This window comes from Vibrio tritonius (genome assembly GCF_001547935.1).
Taxonomy (GTDB): Bacteria; Pseudomonadota; Gammaproteobacteria; order Enterobacterales; family Vibrionaceae; genus Vibrio; species Vibrio tritonius.
Genome location: NZ_AP014635.1, coordinates 2373341 through 2389380 on the forward strand (window position 1 = coordinate 2373341; position 16040 = coordinate 2389380).

Sequence of the window (16040 nt, forward strand, 5' to 3'; positions counted from 1 at the left end):
TCTCTCAGAGATTCGCTTAATAGGCGTAAGCCTCAGACTTATCAACTTGAACTGATAATTGCAGTGGTCCCGGTAGCGGGTTTGAGTCCTGCGTAGTGAGCGTTATGGTGTCGTCTGCTTTCATCGTATTCGACAATAGGATGTTATCTGAACTATCGCCGACTTCGATACGGTAAGTCCCTGGCTCAACCACCCAACTGTCACTACTTTTCACATAATAAGCAAATGAACGCGCATTAAGTGGAATAGAAACGGTTTTGCTTGCACCAGCCTCTAAGTAGATCTTGCTAAAACCTTTCAGCTCATGCTCTGGGCGCTCAACACTCGCGCTTAATGGAGCGATATACAGTTGAGGTACCGCATACCCAGCCTTACCGCCAGTATTGGTTACGGTAAAGTTGGCATACATAACATCGTCTCCGGTGACTTTGCTGGTAGAAAGTGACATATCAGAGAAGATAAAATCAGTATATGACAAACCAAATCCGAACGGATACAGTGGCTTATGGCTAGATACTTCATAACCACGGTAACCAAAGAACAGCCCTTCAGAATAGGTCATACTGGTTTTCGCATCATCGCCCACGTATTCGTCAGGGTCAGAATACGATGCATAACTTGGGTTAAATTTGACTCGTTTATCGAGTGTAATTGGCAGTTTACCCGATGGGTTTACGTCACCATATAGGATTTCAGCCAACGCTTGACCACCGTATTGACCACTGTACCAAGCGTGCAAGATACCCGGAGCGGTGTTTGCCCATGGCATCATATTCATCGCCCCACCACCATGCATCACAACAATAGTATTTGGATTAGTGGCGATCACTTTTTTCAGCATTACTTTTTCTTGATCTGGAAGATCAAAGCTTGGGTCAAAACCTTCTCCTTCATACTCGTAGTTACGACCAACAACTGCAACAACGGCATCGTAATCAGCAAGATCAGTCGGCGGAACCAATGATGCCCAGCTAAACTGAATTCCGTTTAAACCACCAAGGTTAGATTGGAAATATTGCTCACGGCTGTATTCCAGACGGAATGAATAGAGGCTTCCCGCTTCCAACTTAGGTGTTTTCACCGTTACAGGTACTGCGTTAGGTACATCCGATGCGCGTGGCTCACCGTCGCTTTCCATCAACAAATCACCATTCATGTACAACTTGAATGGGCCATCTGCACGCACTTTAAAGACGTGCACACCGTCGACGGTTGGACGTAATTTACCAGTCAAACGTACAGAAAACGCACCTTGTGTTGGCGACACATCGCTTATTTCACGAACACCATCTTGTGCATCACTTGGAATGGAACTGCAATCTAGGCCTGTATCGTTATCACTGTCATCATCGGTACATGGGTTAACCACTTCGTTGGTCATCGTTGTCCAATCAAAGTTAATGCCAAGTTCTTTACGCGTTAATACAGGTTCGCCTGATAAGTCAGTATTATCGAAGTACTCCGCAGTTACACCCACTTCACATGTATCATCTTCGCTAGTGCAATCTGGTTGAACATATAGCGCTGTGCTTGGCGTTAACGACATGCTCTTAATAAAGGTAACATTATTAGCGTTAGTGTTTAGTTGTTGTAAACCTGCAAGCTCCGTCACATAGTTATCGTCGGGATCGGAGTTAGCCGTTCCGTATGGAGAAGTTGGTGCTTGCTGTGCAAAGTCACCAATTACGGCAACCTTAGCTGATTTGCTCAACGGCAAAATTTTACCATTGTTGCCCGACTCGTTTTTCAGTAACACAATCCCTTCTCGAGCCGCATCAAGCGAAGCTTCCTGACCATACTCTGGATAATCTAATGTATGAGCAGAATACGTTGCTTCATCAAAACCATAACGAACCAATGCACGTAAATTACGTTTCACTTTATCGTCAATCACGTTTTGTGTCAGTGCACCACTTTCTACGTACGGCTGTAATGTTGACTCGGTAAATTTCAAGCCTGATGGCATATCCAAGTCAGTACCAGCCCACGCGCCTTCAAAACCATGTTGAATAGAGTTAAAGTCTGACAGAACAAAACCTTGATAACCCCACTCACCTTTCAAAATATCGGTTATGATGTGGTGGTTTTCACAAGCGTATTCACCATTGATTTTGTTAAAACCACACATGATGGATGCGATATCCGCGTTTTTCACTAGGGATTCAAATGGCACCAAATACATTTCACGTAAGGTGCGTTCGTCTACATTCACATCTAGATAATGGCGATTAGCTTCTTGCTCATTGGCGATTAGGTGCTTAGCACCCGCTTGAACACCTTGCACCTGAATACCATTAGTAATCGCTGGAGCCATCACAGCGCATAAAAAGGGGTCTTCACCACAGATCGACTCTGCAGTGCGTCCATTAAAAGGGGTACGGTATAAATTCACCACCGGAGACAATACTTGTTCACCACCAGCACTACGTGTTTCGTAGGCTAGCGCCATACCCAGTTGTTTGGCACGATTAATGTCCCAAGTTGCAGCTAAAAGGGTTTGAGAAGGGTAACTTGCGCCGAAAATAGTACGATTGACATACACCCCCATGGAAGAGTCGTAAGCCACCGTTCCATCAATCCCAAATCGCGAATTGGTTGGGATCATGTGCCCATCATCAACACGAATAAAACTGTATTTTTCGGATTGAGACATGTTATCCGCAATTGCACTGACTCGTGCTTCGACTTCTGCCCATGTTTTTCCATTGTAATCAGCTTGTGCGCCCATTGGTGCAACCAAAATTGCTAATGAGACTAGCGATCCTACCTTGCTTAATTTCATCGTCTTACTCATCACTCTTATTTGGTTTTAACGCTCAGGGAGTCGTCGTGTTTTGGTGAAACCTGCAACAGTTGCTGCTGTTTTGTATTGTTCTTCTCCACGTAGTCACTGGCGTACGTAATATTATCTTTTTTCTGTTCGTACTCCGCTCGTGCTTGTGCGTCACTGTTGTTTTGAGTGCTTTGCGCGAATGCGGCTAAAGGCGAGGTAACCATTATTGCGATACCTAAAAGACTCCACTGCTTTTGAAAACTCATCACCATCTCTCCTTACTGGATGCTGCTGTCATGAATTGATTCGATTTAAATTAAACCAAACCGTACGGTTATATTAACCATGGCGAAATACGGTAAACAAGATGGAACTTCTTTAAGGGGTAAGCTGTCAAATAGTACCTAAAGTCTCATGTCATCCCAATGAAATAAAGACTATTAAAACTTAATAAATCAATTAGTTATGTATTTTTGTTCGTATAAAACCAAAATAAGTATGCGTACAACGTGCCAATTAAATGAGTATTATATCGACAAAGGGTGACATTTATTGCACCCACCTAACACTCAGCTGACAGAAAAATTTCATAGATAAATCAGATTGTTGGAATATAGATCTAAAAAAACCTCTTCGTAATGAAGAGGTTTTTGGGGTGTTTCGGTCGCTAACTAACTGTTCTTATACCCATTAGGCAGATTCTGATAAGCAGCCCCTCTTTACCAAAGGATGGCAAAGAAGAGCCCCATGGATAGATTTATGCGAGTCTGCGTTCAGCATTTGCCTAAATGACTTACATTTAGGAATAGTGCGTTAGTAATGAGCGTTATTCCGCATTACCAAAGTCAGGCATACCATCTTTCCAAGTAAAGGACTTCATCCTTGTATGGCGATTAGGGTCCCACAAAGGGTCGCCTTCAATTTCGGTATAATCCCGCGCATGGTAAACCAACACATCATTACCCTGCTCATCCTTGGTAAAACTGCTGTGACCCGGACCATAGACCTTGGCTGGCCAGTTGGTTCGAAATACGGGCACTGGTGATTTATGCCAATTGTCTGCCACCAAAAGATCACTACTTTCATCCGCCCAAAGCATTCCCATGCAATAGTTTTCATCCGTTGCACTGGCGGAATATGTTAACCACACCTTACCGTGACTCTGTAACAAGTACGGTCCTTCATTGACCATAAACCCGCGGGTTTCCCACTCAAATTCCGGAACCGTTAGTAACGTACCAGGCAATTTAAGCTGTGTTGGTGTCGCCATTTCAGCAATATAAAGATTGGAATTTCCCGCAATCTTCGGATCTTTTTGCGCCCAGATGTAATAGTCTTTCTCCTGATGATGAAACACTGTCGCATCAAGGCAAAAAGCATCAATACCTGAATCCACCTGACCAGCAAATGTCCATTCTGGTGTCATCGGGTCAGAACTTAAGTTTTCTATGGCATACATCCGATGTTGGAATAGGTCATCCTTAATTTCACGACTTGGCGCTGCTGCGAAATAAATCATCCAGCGACCTTGCACTAGGTGAATTTCCGGAGCCCAAATCAGTTCAGAATAAGGGCCCTCATCGGGTTTCTGCCACGCGGTAATGATCGATTCTGGATCAGCCAGACCTGTCAAAGTCTTGGCACGACGCAGCTCAATACGGTCATATTCCGGTACTGACGCGGTAAAGTAGTAGTAACCATCATCATGCAGATACACCTGCGGATCGGCACGTTGAGATATGATCGGATTGTTAAACTTCATTGCGCTTTCCTTTTATTTCAATACAGCATGAGAGTGAGTTGGATCCAACTCTGGGCTAGCCTCTGCTGTTTCATCCGGCATGTTTTCCATCATTTTGTGATAGTAAGCATCGGTCACTTTGTATTTAAACATCAGCCCACCCATTAAGAAATGGAACACCCCAGGGATAATCGTCAGCATTAAAGCAATACCCGTCAACGCCATGGAGCTTTGTTCTTGGTTTGGTACGTAATCAAAGAAAGTCAGCAACCAACCAACAATCGCACCGGCGATCCCCATCCCAAATTTTTGCGCAAAAGAGATCCCCCCAAAGGCAAGTCCAGAGACACGTTCACGCGAGCGGTACTGTCCATAATCCACTGCTTCTGCAATCGCAGACCAGAAAACGGGGGCATGAAGATCCACCACGAAACAGATGAGGAAGTAAAAAACAAACGCGAGTACAACATCATCACGCCCTACGACCAAATACATCAAAGCACTCAACACCATGACCAATATTTGGCTATAACGGAACAGTTTTACTTTACAAAAACGTTTTGTAATCCAAGTGGATGCAACCATAGCCAAAATAGCCGCTGTCACACCAGTAGCAAGAAACGCGGAAATCATGCCAGCGTCACCACCGAGATAATATTTAGCGTAGTAAGCACCAACAGAACCTCGAATAACATAACCCACCGTACCGGTAATACACACTAAAAAGAGAACTACCCACTGGTCGTTTTTAAATAGCATTCCCATTTGATGTAAAATTGGGGCTTTTTCTACTTGGTGCTCTAACCGTTCTTTGGTGGTAAAGAAACAGAACAGGAATAATAGAGTCCCCATTAATCCCATTAATCCCATTGCGTATTTATAACCAGCCTGAACGCCACCTTCGCCCCAAGAGGCTGCTAATTGAGGAACAATAATAGTCACCAAGAAAGCCGCAATTTTGGCAAAGAACAGACGATAACCATTCGCAGATAGTCGCTCTTGTGGGTCATCGGTTAATACACTGATTAATGAGATATAAGGAATAGTCACCGCGGTAAACATAATGGTTACTAGAATATAGGTGGCATAGGCATAAGCCAGTTTTTCGTTATATCCTAAGTCTGGTGTACTAAATGTTAAAAATACAGAAAGACCAAACGGAATGGATATAAACAACATGTATGGACGATAACGTCCCCAACGTGTATTGACTTTATCGGTAATCAGCCCCATCAGAGGGTCTGTAATCGCATCGATTAAGCGCACAACAATGAACAACATCGCCAAATCTTGAGCATGAATACCAAAAATATCGGTGTAGAAGAAGGTAATGATCAGCATCATGGATGAAATCACGACGTTGACCGCCATATCACCAGAGCCAAATCCCACTTTTTCCAAAACGGAGAGTTTGTATTTATACATAGAGTACCTCTTTGCAGGGCAAGACTTTTATAATGTTTCTTACTTATAAAGAGTTACTCAACGCTCTGATGTTAACCTATTCCAACTCGAACAATTACAGCTATTTTGTCCATATATTCAGCGAATGTTACAACGCACGAGATCACAACTTAATAATATTCCTCTATTTAATAAGGCTAATTCTCTGATTGAAAGACGTTTTTTATAAATAAAAAAAACGACACTGCTAAACTGTGTCGTTTCCGTCGAAGTTGAATGAGTTTGATTAAACTAGCCAATATCGGTCAAAGTATGCCGATAAAAAAAGCAAACACTAACATAACCAAACCAACAATCCACAAACCTAAAAAGCTGTAACGAATGTGCTCTTTTAATTCCACATTCGCCAACCCGATACCAAGGTAAGTAGCAGGAACAAGTGGGCTAATCAGCAAAGCTAAGTTTTTCCCAACCAGCATCGCAATAGCCATCGTTAATCCGGGAATTTGGTAGTTTTTACCTACTTCAATCGCAAGCGGCAATAAACCATAGAAGTAAGAATCCGTACCCAACATTGTTCCTAATGGGAAGGCAAATATCCCCATAATGATGTGCAGATACTGAGCGATTGATGCCGGAATGACGTGCAAAAGCGGTACAGCCATTGCTTCCAACATTCCCGACTTACTCAACACACCAACCATAATACCCGCAGCTAGCATCACGGAAGAGACATCGATCGCTGCAGGTGCATGAGCCATCATACGTGCTTTTTGCTCTTTCATATTGGGATAGTTGATCAGCAAGGCCACACAGCACCCAACCATGAAAACGAAATAAGTTGGAAAAACATCAATGACTAACACGATCAACATCAGCAATAAAACACCGAGGTTGACCCAAGCAAGATGAGGCCGTTTTAATCGTAACGCCTCATCATCAACCTCTTCGAGTTTCACGGCTCCTTGCGCATCTTCCACCACGGCAACTTGACCTGCGCCATGGAATTTCTTCTCTTTAAGAGCCATGACCACCGCAAGCGCCAATGTGGCGACAATACCAGCCCCTTGCATTGGCAAGAGTATGTGCCAGAGATCGCCAGCATCCATTTTTAGCACAATGGCTTCGCGCATCACAGGGCCCCCCCAAGGTAAGAGGTTCATCACCCCCATACCACAACCAACGATCATCAACAGTAAATGGGGACGAATATTAAGTTTCTTATAAATAGGCAACATAGCCGGAACCGTCACCAATACGGTGGTCACCGTTGCCCCATCAAGATGAGAAAAAATACCAATAATCGCTGTTGCAATCGCCACCGCAACAACATTAGTTCCCGCTTTGGTCACAAGCTTATTCACTAACCCATCGAACATGCCTGCATCAGACATCACTCCAAAAAAGGTTACCGAAAAAATAAACAGCACGGCCATCTTGCTGGTTTTGGAAATACCAAACTCAACAAAACTCACGACTTCATCAATGGAGAATCCAGCGGCGAACGCGGCAATGACGGGAATGGTGATAAACACCACCACGGGAAGTGTTTTGCTTTTGAACAACAAAAACAAAATAGTAAAGAGCATTAAAAAGCCACAAATAGCCAGCAGCATACATACCTCATAAACATCCGTTGTTATTTTTATGTCGCTAACGAGGTTAACACTGAATATTTATTTCGCTTTTTTCAATAAATGGGATTGTGATATTACGCAGAAATAACAGCTCAAATGTTAAACAAATAAGCACCATTGTGCATAATTTGTTTTTAATATGTTGATTTAAATAGTGTAAAAATTGACTTTTATACCTAATCGGGTCAATTCGGATTGAATTATAAATTATCATTATATGAGAATTATTGCTTTTCAGTATCTATGCGACCAATATTTATTCAATAAAAATTCACTGCATAAATGTTGTGCATTTTACCGTTGGCTCATAAGGGTCACTTCGTTCGTAGCCCTATCGCTCTCTGTTTAAGCTCAGATAACGTAACTTAATCACTATTTATTGCTCTTTACGTTTCTTTACCCATCCTAAATTAAAAGAAAATATTTATATATTAATCAAAATGTTAAACAATTTCACTCTTAGTTTTTGTCATCCATTTATTAAGCATTTGGCTCATTTGGTGTTTGAAATTATTTATGAACCAGACTAAATTATGAACCATAACATCAAATGAACAAAAAGGTTTCTGTATGACAACTTACCTCTACACCAAATTTTCTCCCAAAAATGAACACTTTGCCACTCAACTGGATGAGTTAACCCAACAACACCCACAAGCCACTCTATTCAAAGATGTCGTAAAAGGGCGAGTTCCTCCACTAGAGCGCCCTGAGTTCTCTGCCTTACTCGCACAATTGGTGGATCAAGATACGCTTGTTGTTTACTGGCTAACGGCCTTCTCGAAAAATATGCAGCAATGTCACGACATAATGCAGACCTTACTCGCCAAAAACATCACGGTGCAAACCATAAAACCAGCCCTCACCATCACGCCCGATAGCGAGGCCAGCCAAATTGTTTTGCATATGCTTGAAGGCTTTGCTGGCGCAGAAACGCGTCATCGCTTACGCGCAGCCCATCAAGGACGCGAAGCTTTGCGTGGTGATAAAGCCGCGTGGAATGAAAAATTCCGTGGGCGTCCCGCTAATCGAGAAAAACATCAGCTCATTGCCGCGAGCCTACTGGAAGGCAAAACACTCGAAGAAGTGGCACAAGAGTGCGACTGCAGTCTGTCAACGGTAAAACGCGTTAAAGCAAAAATAGCGGAGCATGATGAATTTGGCGGCTTACGCCATCGAGGACGCGGACATCATCGCGGTGGCCGTCATGAGCACAAAGGAGAACGCGGCCATGACCGTTCAGGCAAGGAGCGCGGATTGGGCGGACGTCACCATCGAGAAGAGCGAGGAAGACGAGGGCAAGGAAAGCAGCAAGACAGTACGACAGCCGAATAGTCATCCTATCTCACTGCTTTATATTCAGCGATTAACCAGCTACCCAGTTAACCGCTTTACAAATAAAAGGTGCATCGTTGCACCTTTTTTTGCCAAGTCTAATCCTGAGCAAAGGCTTCTTTGACCGGTTGTACTGTATGACTGCGATGAGTAAGTACAAACAACACTAGCATTGCAACCATAATCCAACCAGATAACGTAAATAGAAAGGTATAGCCCGTTTCTACCGCAATCATGCCATAAATAATAGCCCCTAAGCCGTTACCGATATCCAACATGTTATAAAACGTGGCGCTAGCAGCACTGCTCTTTTCCGCTGGAACGCTGGTCAATATTTGAGTTTGTAATGCTGGGAATAAGGCACCTAAACCAAATCCATAGGCCAAAGAGCAAACCAAGAATAAGGTCTCACTATGCACGCGAGCAATGCCAAAGAAGGCGACCATAAACAAAATCGTGCCGGGAATAACCACGTAAGGTGCGCCTAATTTGTCGTAAATACGCCCTGAGAACAGACGTGAAATAAACACACATACCGTGGACAATAAGAAGAACAAACCCGGGCTGCCAATGCCATTTTGCTGTGAAAAGATAGAAACGAAATTCAAAACACAACCATAACCGATACCAAACAGTAACGTTAACACAGCTGGGATTCGTGCGCCTTTTACCGCAAATTGGTCAATATAAGAAATGGCCATTTTCGCAGGAGAGCTTTGGCTTGAGAGCTGCTTATGGAACCGACAAAAATAGGTCCACACTAACGCAATCAGTTGGCTTGCAAGAGCAACATAAAACACATAGTAATAGTCGTAATCAAGAGCAAGCCATAAACCAATAGCGGGTGCCACGGCCATCGCGACGGTGGTCCCTAAACCAAAATACCCCATCCCTTCACCTTTGCGATGCGCAGGAATAACAGCAGCGGCCAACGTTGCGTAAAACGTGGTGGCAATGCCAAATCCGACGCCGTGCAGCAAACGTACTTCCAGCACACCATCCACAGATTGGCATGTGCCATAACCGACCACACAAATCAACGAAATGATGATACCAACAAAAAGGGAACCGATTGTGCCAAAACGTTTTTTAAGCACATCAGAAAAGAGACGAATAACGATAGCAGAAAAAACAAAGATACCCGCTACTAATCCTACTTGCGTCGCATTTGCCCCCATCTTGGACACATACAAAGGCAATACTGGTAGCAACAGATGGAAACCACCAAAAAACAGACCATTGGTGACAATTAATGCAACAAATTTAGCATTCCACAACGATTGCGAATGCTCTGACTGAACTTTAGACATAAAGAATCCTTGCGTTTCTCGCTGCGTTATCCTCAATAGCCTACCTTTTACAACGCTCCGATAAGCTGTTAGATAACCAACAAGAACAAACAAACCATGTAATGAAAACGAGAATGTGTAGAAAAACGGACTCTCGTGATTTGCGCTAAGCAGACCAATCTAATCGATGAGGAAAAAGCATGATTGGTGTAACGCGAAACTGAATAACATCAGTGAAAGGAAAACTAGCAGACGCTCATTTCAGCTTGGGAAACTGTCATGATTGACGCCATAATAACTCCGCATGAAACCTCCATAATGTAACCTGTGCACGACAATATTTTAAAAATAAGCTTGAACAAGCAGTTTTATTATTGGAAGTGCGTCTATGTTGGTCAATATCAAAAAATGAAGCATTCCTATCCAATAATAAAAACTGTTATGCAACTAGATCCAACAAATCGATTCAATCTATCTTATAAATTGCTGATAAAGCAGACTCTTAGCAATAAGAGCACTTAAAGCAAAAAGCCTCGATCAATCGATCGAGGCTTTAATTATTCATCTCATTCAGTTTACTTGATTTGCTCAAAGGTCTTAATGATGTCCAACACGCATCAAGATTTGAGCGAGTAAGATACCCGTTAATCCACCTAAGATATCCACCATCACATCCATGGTTTCTAAACCGTGGTGATGACCCCAAATCTCACAGATTTCATGGCCCAATGGGATCATAACGATCAATAAGCAGTGCCAGCGCCAGCTTAACCTTGATAGTGCCCACGTCGTGACCACACCAACCAAACCGAAAGCGAGAAAGTGCAGTTCAAAATGCCAAGGGCCAGCGGCCTGACCTACCGCAGGAACGTAGGCGCCAGCGAACAGTACTGACAGCATGACGCTAAACGTTAGTAAGCGCCATGGATGGGATACGGATGATAAGTACATGTTGCCCCCGAATGAGTATACCTATTGAATATAGCGACGCTGTCACCAAACAGCAATCAGATGGTAACAGTGATAGGTCATCACTGCGTTCGTTTTGCGTTAGGATTATTGCCTACGTGCTGTTCTTCGCGTCAAAAACACGCCACAGACAAAAGACATACCACTCGTAAGGAAAAGGTAAGTTCGCCTAATCAAGGCGGCAAGCATGACAATCCCACATTGTCATAATAAAATCGAGCGCTTGAGTGAGTGTCGCTAACGTCGCTCCATCACGAATTTCTATCGAAAGCCCTTTGAGAAAGGAATCAAACACCATAGCAAAACTCAAAACATCGGTTTTTTCACTGAGTTCGTGTTGCTCTACCCCACGTTGAACGCATCGCACTAATGCTTGGCGAGTTTGATGACGAGCTTGTTCTGAAACCCGGCAAATCGCTTGATTATCATCGTCGCAATTTAGTCCAGCAAGAACCGCCATACAACCTTTGGGTGTTTGGCTATCTAGTTGTGCTTCAATGGTCTTTTTCAACATAGCATACATTGCGCTACGAGCACTCATCGAAGTATCTTCAAGCGGTTGATTTAGCGCCTCACACATCGTCATGTACTTGGCCAGGCACTCTTCGAACAGTTGCTGTTTAGAGCCAAAAGCCGCATAAAAGCTCGCAGAGGAGAGATTACCTAACTGAGCTTTCAACTCAGCCAATGAGGTGGGTTCATACCCTTTTTCCCAAAAGAGATGCATCGCTTTGGTGATCGCTTCATCGCGGTCAAAATTTCGCGGCCTACCAACTCGTGCCATGTACTCTTTTCTCCCTTACGTTTTTATTGGGTGAGAGGTCATTCCTTTACACTCTCCCTCAATAAGAAATCAGCCGCTTACTCGGCGGTGACTTGAGTTGCCTCGCTCTCTTCGTCTAATTCCACGACGGCAACGGCTTCCTCATTTACTTGCTGTTCGGCTTCTTGTGCTTCTAATGCCGCACGTTCTGCTTTAGAGATGTAGCGCGGTTTGTTGCTACGGTGCAGGCGAGCGTTCGCCTTTTTTTGCTTCTGCTTGTATATCTGATTAATCTTTTTCTTGCGGTTCATTATGAGGCATCCTCAGGTAAATGGCGCAGTAAAATAGCAGAAAGCGCACGCTTATTCTACGTATCCTTACATCATAAATTTGGGGGCGGATTTATGAATATCAATCACTATAGTTACTCACATCGTCCTCATTATGTCTTCGCTTATCTATCATACAATTTAGAACATACAGCCACTTTTTTTGCTGATTCGGTACTCTGCATTGCCAATAGTGAGGAAAAGTAGCACAGCAAGTAGCACACAGTGCATACCCCATCTTTTGTTCAATACGAGTCCACTCATGAAACAAATACACCTTTCCTATACAGGAGCGGCACTATCCTTAGTTACAACGTATTTAGCCTCTGGTACCCCCATTCCACTTTACGGGCGCTATCAGTTGGAAAATGGCGTTAGCTATATGGCGCTATCGTTAAGTTCAGTCTTGTATTTTATTGGCGCGGTCACAGCGCTGCTCTTTTTCGGCCGAGTATCCAACTTTTTGGGTCGCAAACCCATCGCTCTTGTGACCGTACTGCTCGCTGGCGTGTCTACCTTCTACTTTATGAATATTACGGAAGCGACGCCTTTGATCGTTGGTCGGCTATTGCAAGGGTTGGCATCGGGTTTAGCCTCAACAGCCATGGCAGCCTGGGTGGTTGATAATGCCAAAGCAGTTCCCCGCTGGTTAACCCCCGCAATTTTAAGCTGTGGCCCAATGACAGGGCTAACTATTGGTGGTGTGGGTTCTGGTGTGCTGGTTGAATATGGTCCAGATCCGCGCCACTTGTCTTTTTATATCGTATTAGTGCTATTGCTATGCTGCCTAGCTTTACTGGTGATGAGCACTGATTCCGTTATTCATAAGTCAGGCGCATTAAATTCTCTCAAACCCCGATTAGCGCTACCTTGCAAAGCACGAAGTGCATTTCCCGTGGCCGCTTCTACTTTTGTCTGCACTTGGGCATTAGGGGGATTTTTCCAAGCATTTGGCCCAGCAATGGCACAACACAATTTACACTCATCAAGCGCAGTCGCTGCTGCCTTTGTCTTTGCCGCCATTATGGCGCCAAGTTCACTCGGCGCTTCTCTCGCAGGCCGAGTATCGGCCATCAAGGCACAAAAGGTAGGAATGTACAGTTTCACACTGCTACTGGGTGGAATTTTGTTTTTCCTTTACCAAGGCATGCTTATTCCATTTGTGATCACCAGTATCTTGGCTGGGATTGCCCAAGGTGGCGTACTCACCGGAAGCATTCAAACCTTAGTCACCGATTTAGAGCAGGATGAACGCGCGAGTGTGTTATCTCTGATTTACACCACATCTTACATAGGTGCCGCTATCCCAACTCTTGTCGCTGGGCGTGCATCTGAACACTATTCACTGTTTACCATCGCATGTGGCTATGGAGTGTTGGCACTACTTGGCTCAATCTATATGTTTGTTTTTCATAGCAAAACGTCAAAAACGCAGGTCAATCAGCACGTTCGTTCTTAATCAGGATGGGTAATTCGTGACAAGAATATTTAGATAGGTAAAATGAAAAAGCCCCGACAACTCATAGAGTTCTCGGGGCTTGAATTTGATGGCACGCCCTACAGGATTCGAACCTGTGACCACCTGCTTAGAAGGCAGGTGCTCTATCCAGCTGAGCTAAGGGCGCGCTACAGGGAAAGGATTATACGAGTTAAAGAGGGTAAATCAACGCATTTCTCTAACAATCTGTTTCAAATGACGATTTTTTTACCAATAAATGCTAATCCGATTAAAAACACCTCAAAGCAAACGTTTGCCTATAGATGTTCTCTGAATTATCTGCGACAATGCGCGCAAAAATTTCACGACCCAAGTGTTAAGGAAAGTCATGACTGCCCAAAATATAGATGGAAAGCTCATATCTCAAACGGTTCGCTCAGAAGTTGCTGAGCGTGTTAAAGCACGTCTTGCCCAAGGGCTACGCGCTCCCGGCCTTGCTGTTGTCTTGGTAGGTGAAGATCCTGCATCACAAGTTTATGTCGGCAGTAAGCGCCGCGCTTGTGAAGAAGTCGGGTTTATCTCTAAATCATACGATATGCCAGCTACCACTACCCAAGACGAATTGCTCGCTTTGGTTGATGAATTAAATAACGATCCAACCATTGACGGTATTTTGGTTCAGTTGCCGCTGCCAAAAGGCATCGACTCAACGCCAGTTCTCGAACGTATTTCCCCAGCGAAAGACGTTGATGGTTTCCACCCATACAACGTTGGCCGCTTAGCACAACGTATTCCGGTACTACGCTCTTGCACCCCAAAAGGGATTATTACGTTACTTGAGCGTTATAACATCGAAGTGCGCGGTAAACATGCGGTTATCGTTGGCGCGTCGAATATTGTCGGTCGCCCTATGACACTAGAATTGCTTCTGGCGGGCTGTACTACCACCACTTGTCACCGTTTTACACAAGATCTCGAACATCATGTTCGCCAAGCAGACTTGCTCGTAGTTGCGGTCGGTATACCCCACTTCATCCCGGGAGAATGGGTCAAAGAAGGCGCTATCGTGATCGATGTCGGTATCAACCGCTTAGAGTCTGGTAAATTAGTGGGTGATGTGGACTATGATGTCGCTCGTGAGAAAGCCAGCTTTATTACGCCAGTTCCTGGTGGTGTTGGCCCAATGACAGTAGCAAGCTTGATTGAAAACACCTTAATTGCTTGCGAGCTCAATGAAACTCAAAACTAAATTCAGTTTTTATTAGAGTACCAAAAAGCGGCAGTCAAATGACTGCCGCTTTTTTAATGATCATTGAATGATCTGAGTGAATTGGAACTCTATCTTTCTCTTTTAAAACACGATAGCATCCGCTAAATGAGAAACCGCCAACGCAAAGTAGTATGAACGGTTCCATTTCATCAACACGTTATAGTTGTTGTATACCAAATACACACGCCCTTTTTCATCATCTGGAATGATAAGCCAAGCTTTAATGTCTTTACTTAATTTAGGCAGTTCACGACCATCGTAGCGAGTCACACCAAGCTTGTTCCATTCGTGCAAATAGCGCCCTTTATCGGCCTCTCTACCCGCTAGGCTTGCATCAAACCCACTTGGCAGCTTAACTTGACGCCCCCAAGTCCAATGGTCATTCCAGCCTGATTTACTCAGATAATTGGCAGTGGATGCAAACACATCGACTTTCGTACCCCAGATGTCTTTTTTACCATCGCCGTCACCGTCCGCAGCAAATGCCAAAAACGAACTAGGCATAAACTGACACTGCCCCATCGCACCAGCCCATGAGCCTTTCATGGATTTCGCTTCAATGTGGCCCTGTTGCAAAATTTTAAGTGCCGCCATCGTTTCATTACGGAAGAACGACTCACGGCGACCGTCGTAGGCCATAGTAGATAAAGCATCAATGACATTATAACCTCCGGTTAAAGAACCAAAGTTACTCTCTACTCCCCACAGAGCGACAATAAACCGAGGCTGAACACCATATTCAGCACCAATTTTTTGCAGCTCATCATGATATTTCTTATACAGGTTTTTCGCCTGTTTCACTTTCCAACTGGGGACGGCACGCGGAATGTATTCGTCTAAAGTCAGTTTTTTCTCTGGTTGGTTGCGATCAGCCACAACCGCCCGAGGACGATACTGAACACCAGCAAAGGCATCTTGAATCACTGTGTCCGAGATCCCTTCTTGTTTTGCCTGCTGTTTTAAGCCTTCAACATACTTTTCAAAACCAGCACTGTCGCCGGCTAACACTGGTGAGGCGAGTGTTACACCTAAAATAATCGAAAGTAACTTTCTCAAGATCTCCTCCTTGAGCGGTGAGGCGTTTGAAAGCGG

13 protein-coding genes and 1 tRNA gene are annotated in these 16040 nt (G+C 44.1%); 3 read left to right on the top strand and 11 right to left on the bottom strand.

The window, feature by feature from the left end; translation table 11 throughout:
* Positions 1-16: 16 nt before the first annotated feature.
* The 5 genes from JCM16456_RS10470 to JCM16456_RS10490 all read right to left on the bottom strand — a co-directional run bounded on the left by JCM16456_RS10470 (position 17) and on the right by JCM16456_RS10490 (position 7534).
* Positions 17-2782 (bottom strand): beta-glucosidase, encoded by a 2766-nt coding sequence (locus tag JCM16456_RS10470; RefSeq protein ID WP_068714163.1) that lies wholly within the window; start codon positions 2780-2782, stop codon positions 17-19.
* A 17-nt stretch (positions 2783-2799) separates the two neighbouring features.
* The gene (locus JCM16456_RS10475; RefSeq protein ID WP_068714164.1) at positions 2800-3039 is read right to left on the bottom strand and encodes a hypothetical protein; all 240 of its coding nucleotides are present in this window, start codon (positions 3037-3039) and stop codon (positions 2800-2802) included.
* 560 nt (positions 3040-3599) lie between these two features.
* On the bottom strand, positions 3600-4535 hold the full coding sequence (locus tag JCM16456_RS10480) for a glycoside hydrolase family 43 protein (protein WP_068714165.1): 936 nt from the start codon (positions 4533-4535) through the stop codon (positions 3600-3602).
* Between the two features lie 12 nt (positions 4536-4547).
* Positions 4548-5939, bottom strand: a complete 1392-nt coding sequence (locus JCM16456_RS10485) for an MFS transporter (protein WP_068714166.1) — start codon at positions 5937-5939, stop codon at positions 4548-4550.
* Positions 5940-6223: 284 nt separating this feature from the next.
* Positions 6224-7534: a CitMHS family transporter gene (locus JCM16456_RS10490; RefSeq protein ID WP_068714167.1), complete on the bottom strand. Its 1311-nt coding sequence runs from the start codon at positions 7532-7534 to the stop codon at positions 6224-6226.
* 591 nt (positions 7535-8125) lie between these two features.
* On the opposite strand from JCM16456_RS10490, the gene JCM16456_RS10495 reads away from it, so the two are divergent.
* Positions 8126-8890, top strand: a complete 765-nt coding sequence (locus JCM16456_RS10495; protein WP_082712280.1) for a recombinase family protein — start codon at positions 8126-8128, stop codon at positions 8888-8890.
* Positions 8891-8988: 98 nt separating this feature from the next.
* On the opposite strand, the gene JCM16456_RS10500 is transcribed toward JCM16456_RS10495, so the two are convergent.
* The 4 genes from JCM16456_RS10500 to JCM16456_RS10515 all read right to left on the bottom strand — a co-directional run bounded on the left by JCM16456_RS10500 (position 8989) and on the right by JCM16456_RS10515 (position 12222).
* On the bottom strand, positions 8989-10200 hold the full coding sequence (locus JCM16456_RS10500; RefSeq protein ID WP_068714168.1) for an MFS transporter: 1212 nt from the start codon (positions 10198-10200) through the stop codon (positions 8989-8991).
* 576 nt (positions 10201-10776) lie between these two features.
* Positions 10777-11130, bottom strand: a complete 354-nt coding sequence (locus tag JCM16456_RS10505) for a hypothetical protein (RefSeq protein ID WP_156430508.1) — start codon at positions 11128-11130, stop codon at positions 10777-10779.
* A gap of 187 nt (positions 11131-11317) precedes the next feature.
* A complete protein-coding gene (locus JCM16456_RS10510) occupies positions 11318-11932 on the bottom strand; it encodes a TetR/AcrR family transcriptional regulator (RefSeq protein WP_082712281.1) in 615 nt (204 codons plus the stop codon).
* A gap of 77 nt (positions 11933-12009) precedes the next feature.
* Positions 12010-12222: a DUF2986 domain-containing protein gene (locus JCM16456_RS10515; protein ID WP_068714170.1), complete on the bottom strand. Its 213-nt coding sequence runs from the start codon at positions 12220-12222 to the stop codon at positions 12010-12012.
* 280 nt (positions 12223-12502) lie between these two features.
* Between JCM16456_RS10515 and JCM16456_RS10520 the strand changes: the two genes are divergently transcribed.
* Positions 12503-13699: an MFS transporter gene (locus JCM16456_RS10520; protein ID WP_082712282.1), complete on the top strand. Its 1197-nt coding sequence runs from the start codon at positions 12503-12505 to the stop codon at positions 13697-13699.
* Between the two features lie 89 nt (positions 13700-13788).
* On the opposite strand, the gene JCM16456_RS10525 is transcribed toward JCM16456_RS10520, so the two are convergent.
* Positions 13789-13865: transfer RNA gene (locus JCM16456_RS10525), tRNA-Arg, on the bottom strand.
* Positions 13866-14066: 201 nt separating this feature from the next.
* Here JCM16456_RS10525 and folD point away from each other — a divergent pair.
* Entirely contained in the window at positions 14067-14927 is an 861-nt protein-coding gene (folD, locus tag JCM16456_RS10530; protein ID WP_068714171.1) for a bifunctional methylenetetrahydrofolate dehydrogenase/methenyltetrahydrofolate cyclohydrolase FolD, read from the top strand.
* 102 nt (positions 14928-15029) lie between these two features.
* On the opposite strand, the gene JCM16456_RS10535 is transcribed toward folD, so the two are convergent.
* Positions 15030-16004 (bottom strand): lytic murein transglycosylase, encoded by a 975-nt coding sequence (locus tag JCM16456_RS10535; protein WP_068714172.1) that lies wholly within the window; start codon positions 16002-16004, stop codon positions 15030-15032.
* Positions 16005-16040: the final 36 nt, after the last annotated feature.

Excerpts from the sequence above, each read along its gene's own strand:
- JCM16456_RS10470 (WP_068714163.1), bottom strand. The coding sequence starts at position 2,782 with ATGAAATTAAGCAAGGTAGGATCGCTAGTCTCATTAGCAATTTTGGTT.
- JCM16456_RS10475 (WP_068714164.1), bottom strand. The coding sequence starts at position 3,039 with ATGAGTTTTCAAAAGCAGTGGAGTCTTTTAGGTATCGCAATAATGGTT.
- JCM16456_RS10480 (WP_068714165.1), bottom strand. The coding sequence starts at position 4,535 with ATGAAGTTTAACAATCCGATCATATCTCAACGTGCCGATCCGCAGGTG.
- JCM16456_RS10485 (WP_068714166.1), bottom strand. The coding sequence starts at position 5,939 with ATGTATAAATACAAACTCTCCGTTTTGGAAAAAGTGGGATTTGGCTCT.
- JCM16456_RS10490 (WP_068714167.1), bottom strand. The coding sequence starts at position 7,534 with ATGCTGCTGGCTATTTGTGGCTTTTTAATGCTCTTTACTATTTTGTTT.
- JCM16456_RS10495 (WP_082712280.1), top strand. The coding sequence starts at position 8,126 with ATGACAACTTACCTCTACACCAAATTTTCTCCCAAAAATGAACACTTT.
- JCM16456_RS10500 (WP_068714168.1), bottom strand. The coding sequence starts at position 10,200 with ATGTCTAAAGTTCAGTCAGAGCATTCGCAATCGTTGTGGAATGCTAAA.
- JCM16456_RS10505 (WP_156430508.1), bottom strand. The coding sequence starts at position 11,130 with ATGTACTTATCATCCGTATCCCATCCATGGCGCTTACTAACGTTTAGC.
- JCM16456_RS10510 (WP_082712281.1), bottom strand. The coding sequence starts at position 11,932 with ATGGCACGAGTTGGTAGGCCGCGAAATTTTGACCGCGATGAAGCGATC.
- JCM16456_RS10515 (WP_068714170.1), bottom strand. The coding sequence starts at position 12,222 with ATGAACCGCAAGAAAAAGATTAATCAGATATACAAGCAGAAGCAAAAA.
- JCM16456_RS10520 (WP_082712282.1), top strand. The coding sequence starts at position 12,503 with ATGAAACAAATACACCTTTCCTATACAGGAGCGGCACTATCCTTAGTT.
- folD (WP_068714171.1), top strand. The coding sequence starts at position 14,067 with ATGACTGCCCAAAATATAGATGGAAAGCTCATATCTCAAACGGTTCGC.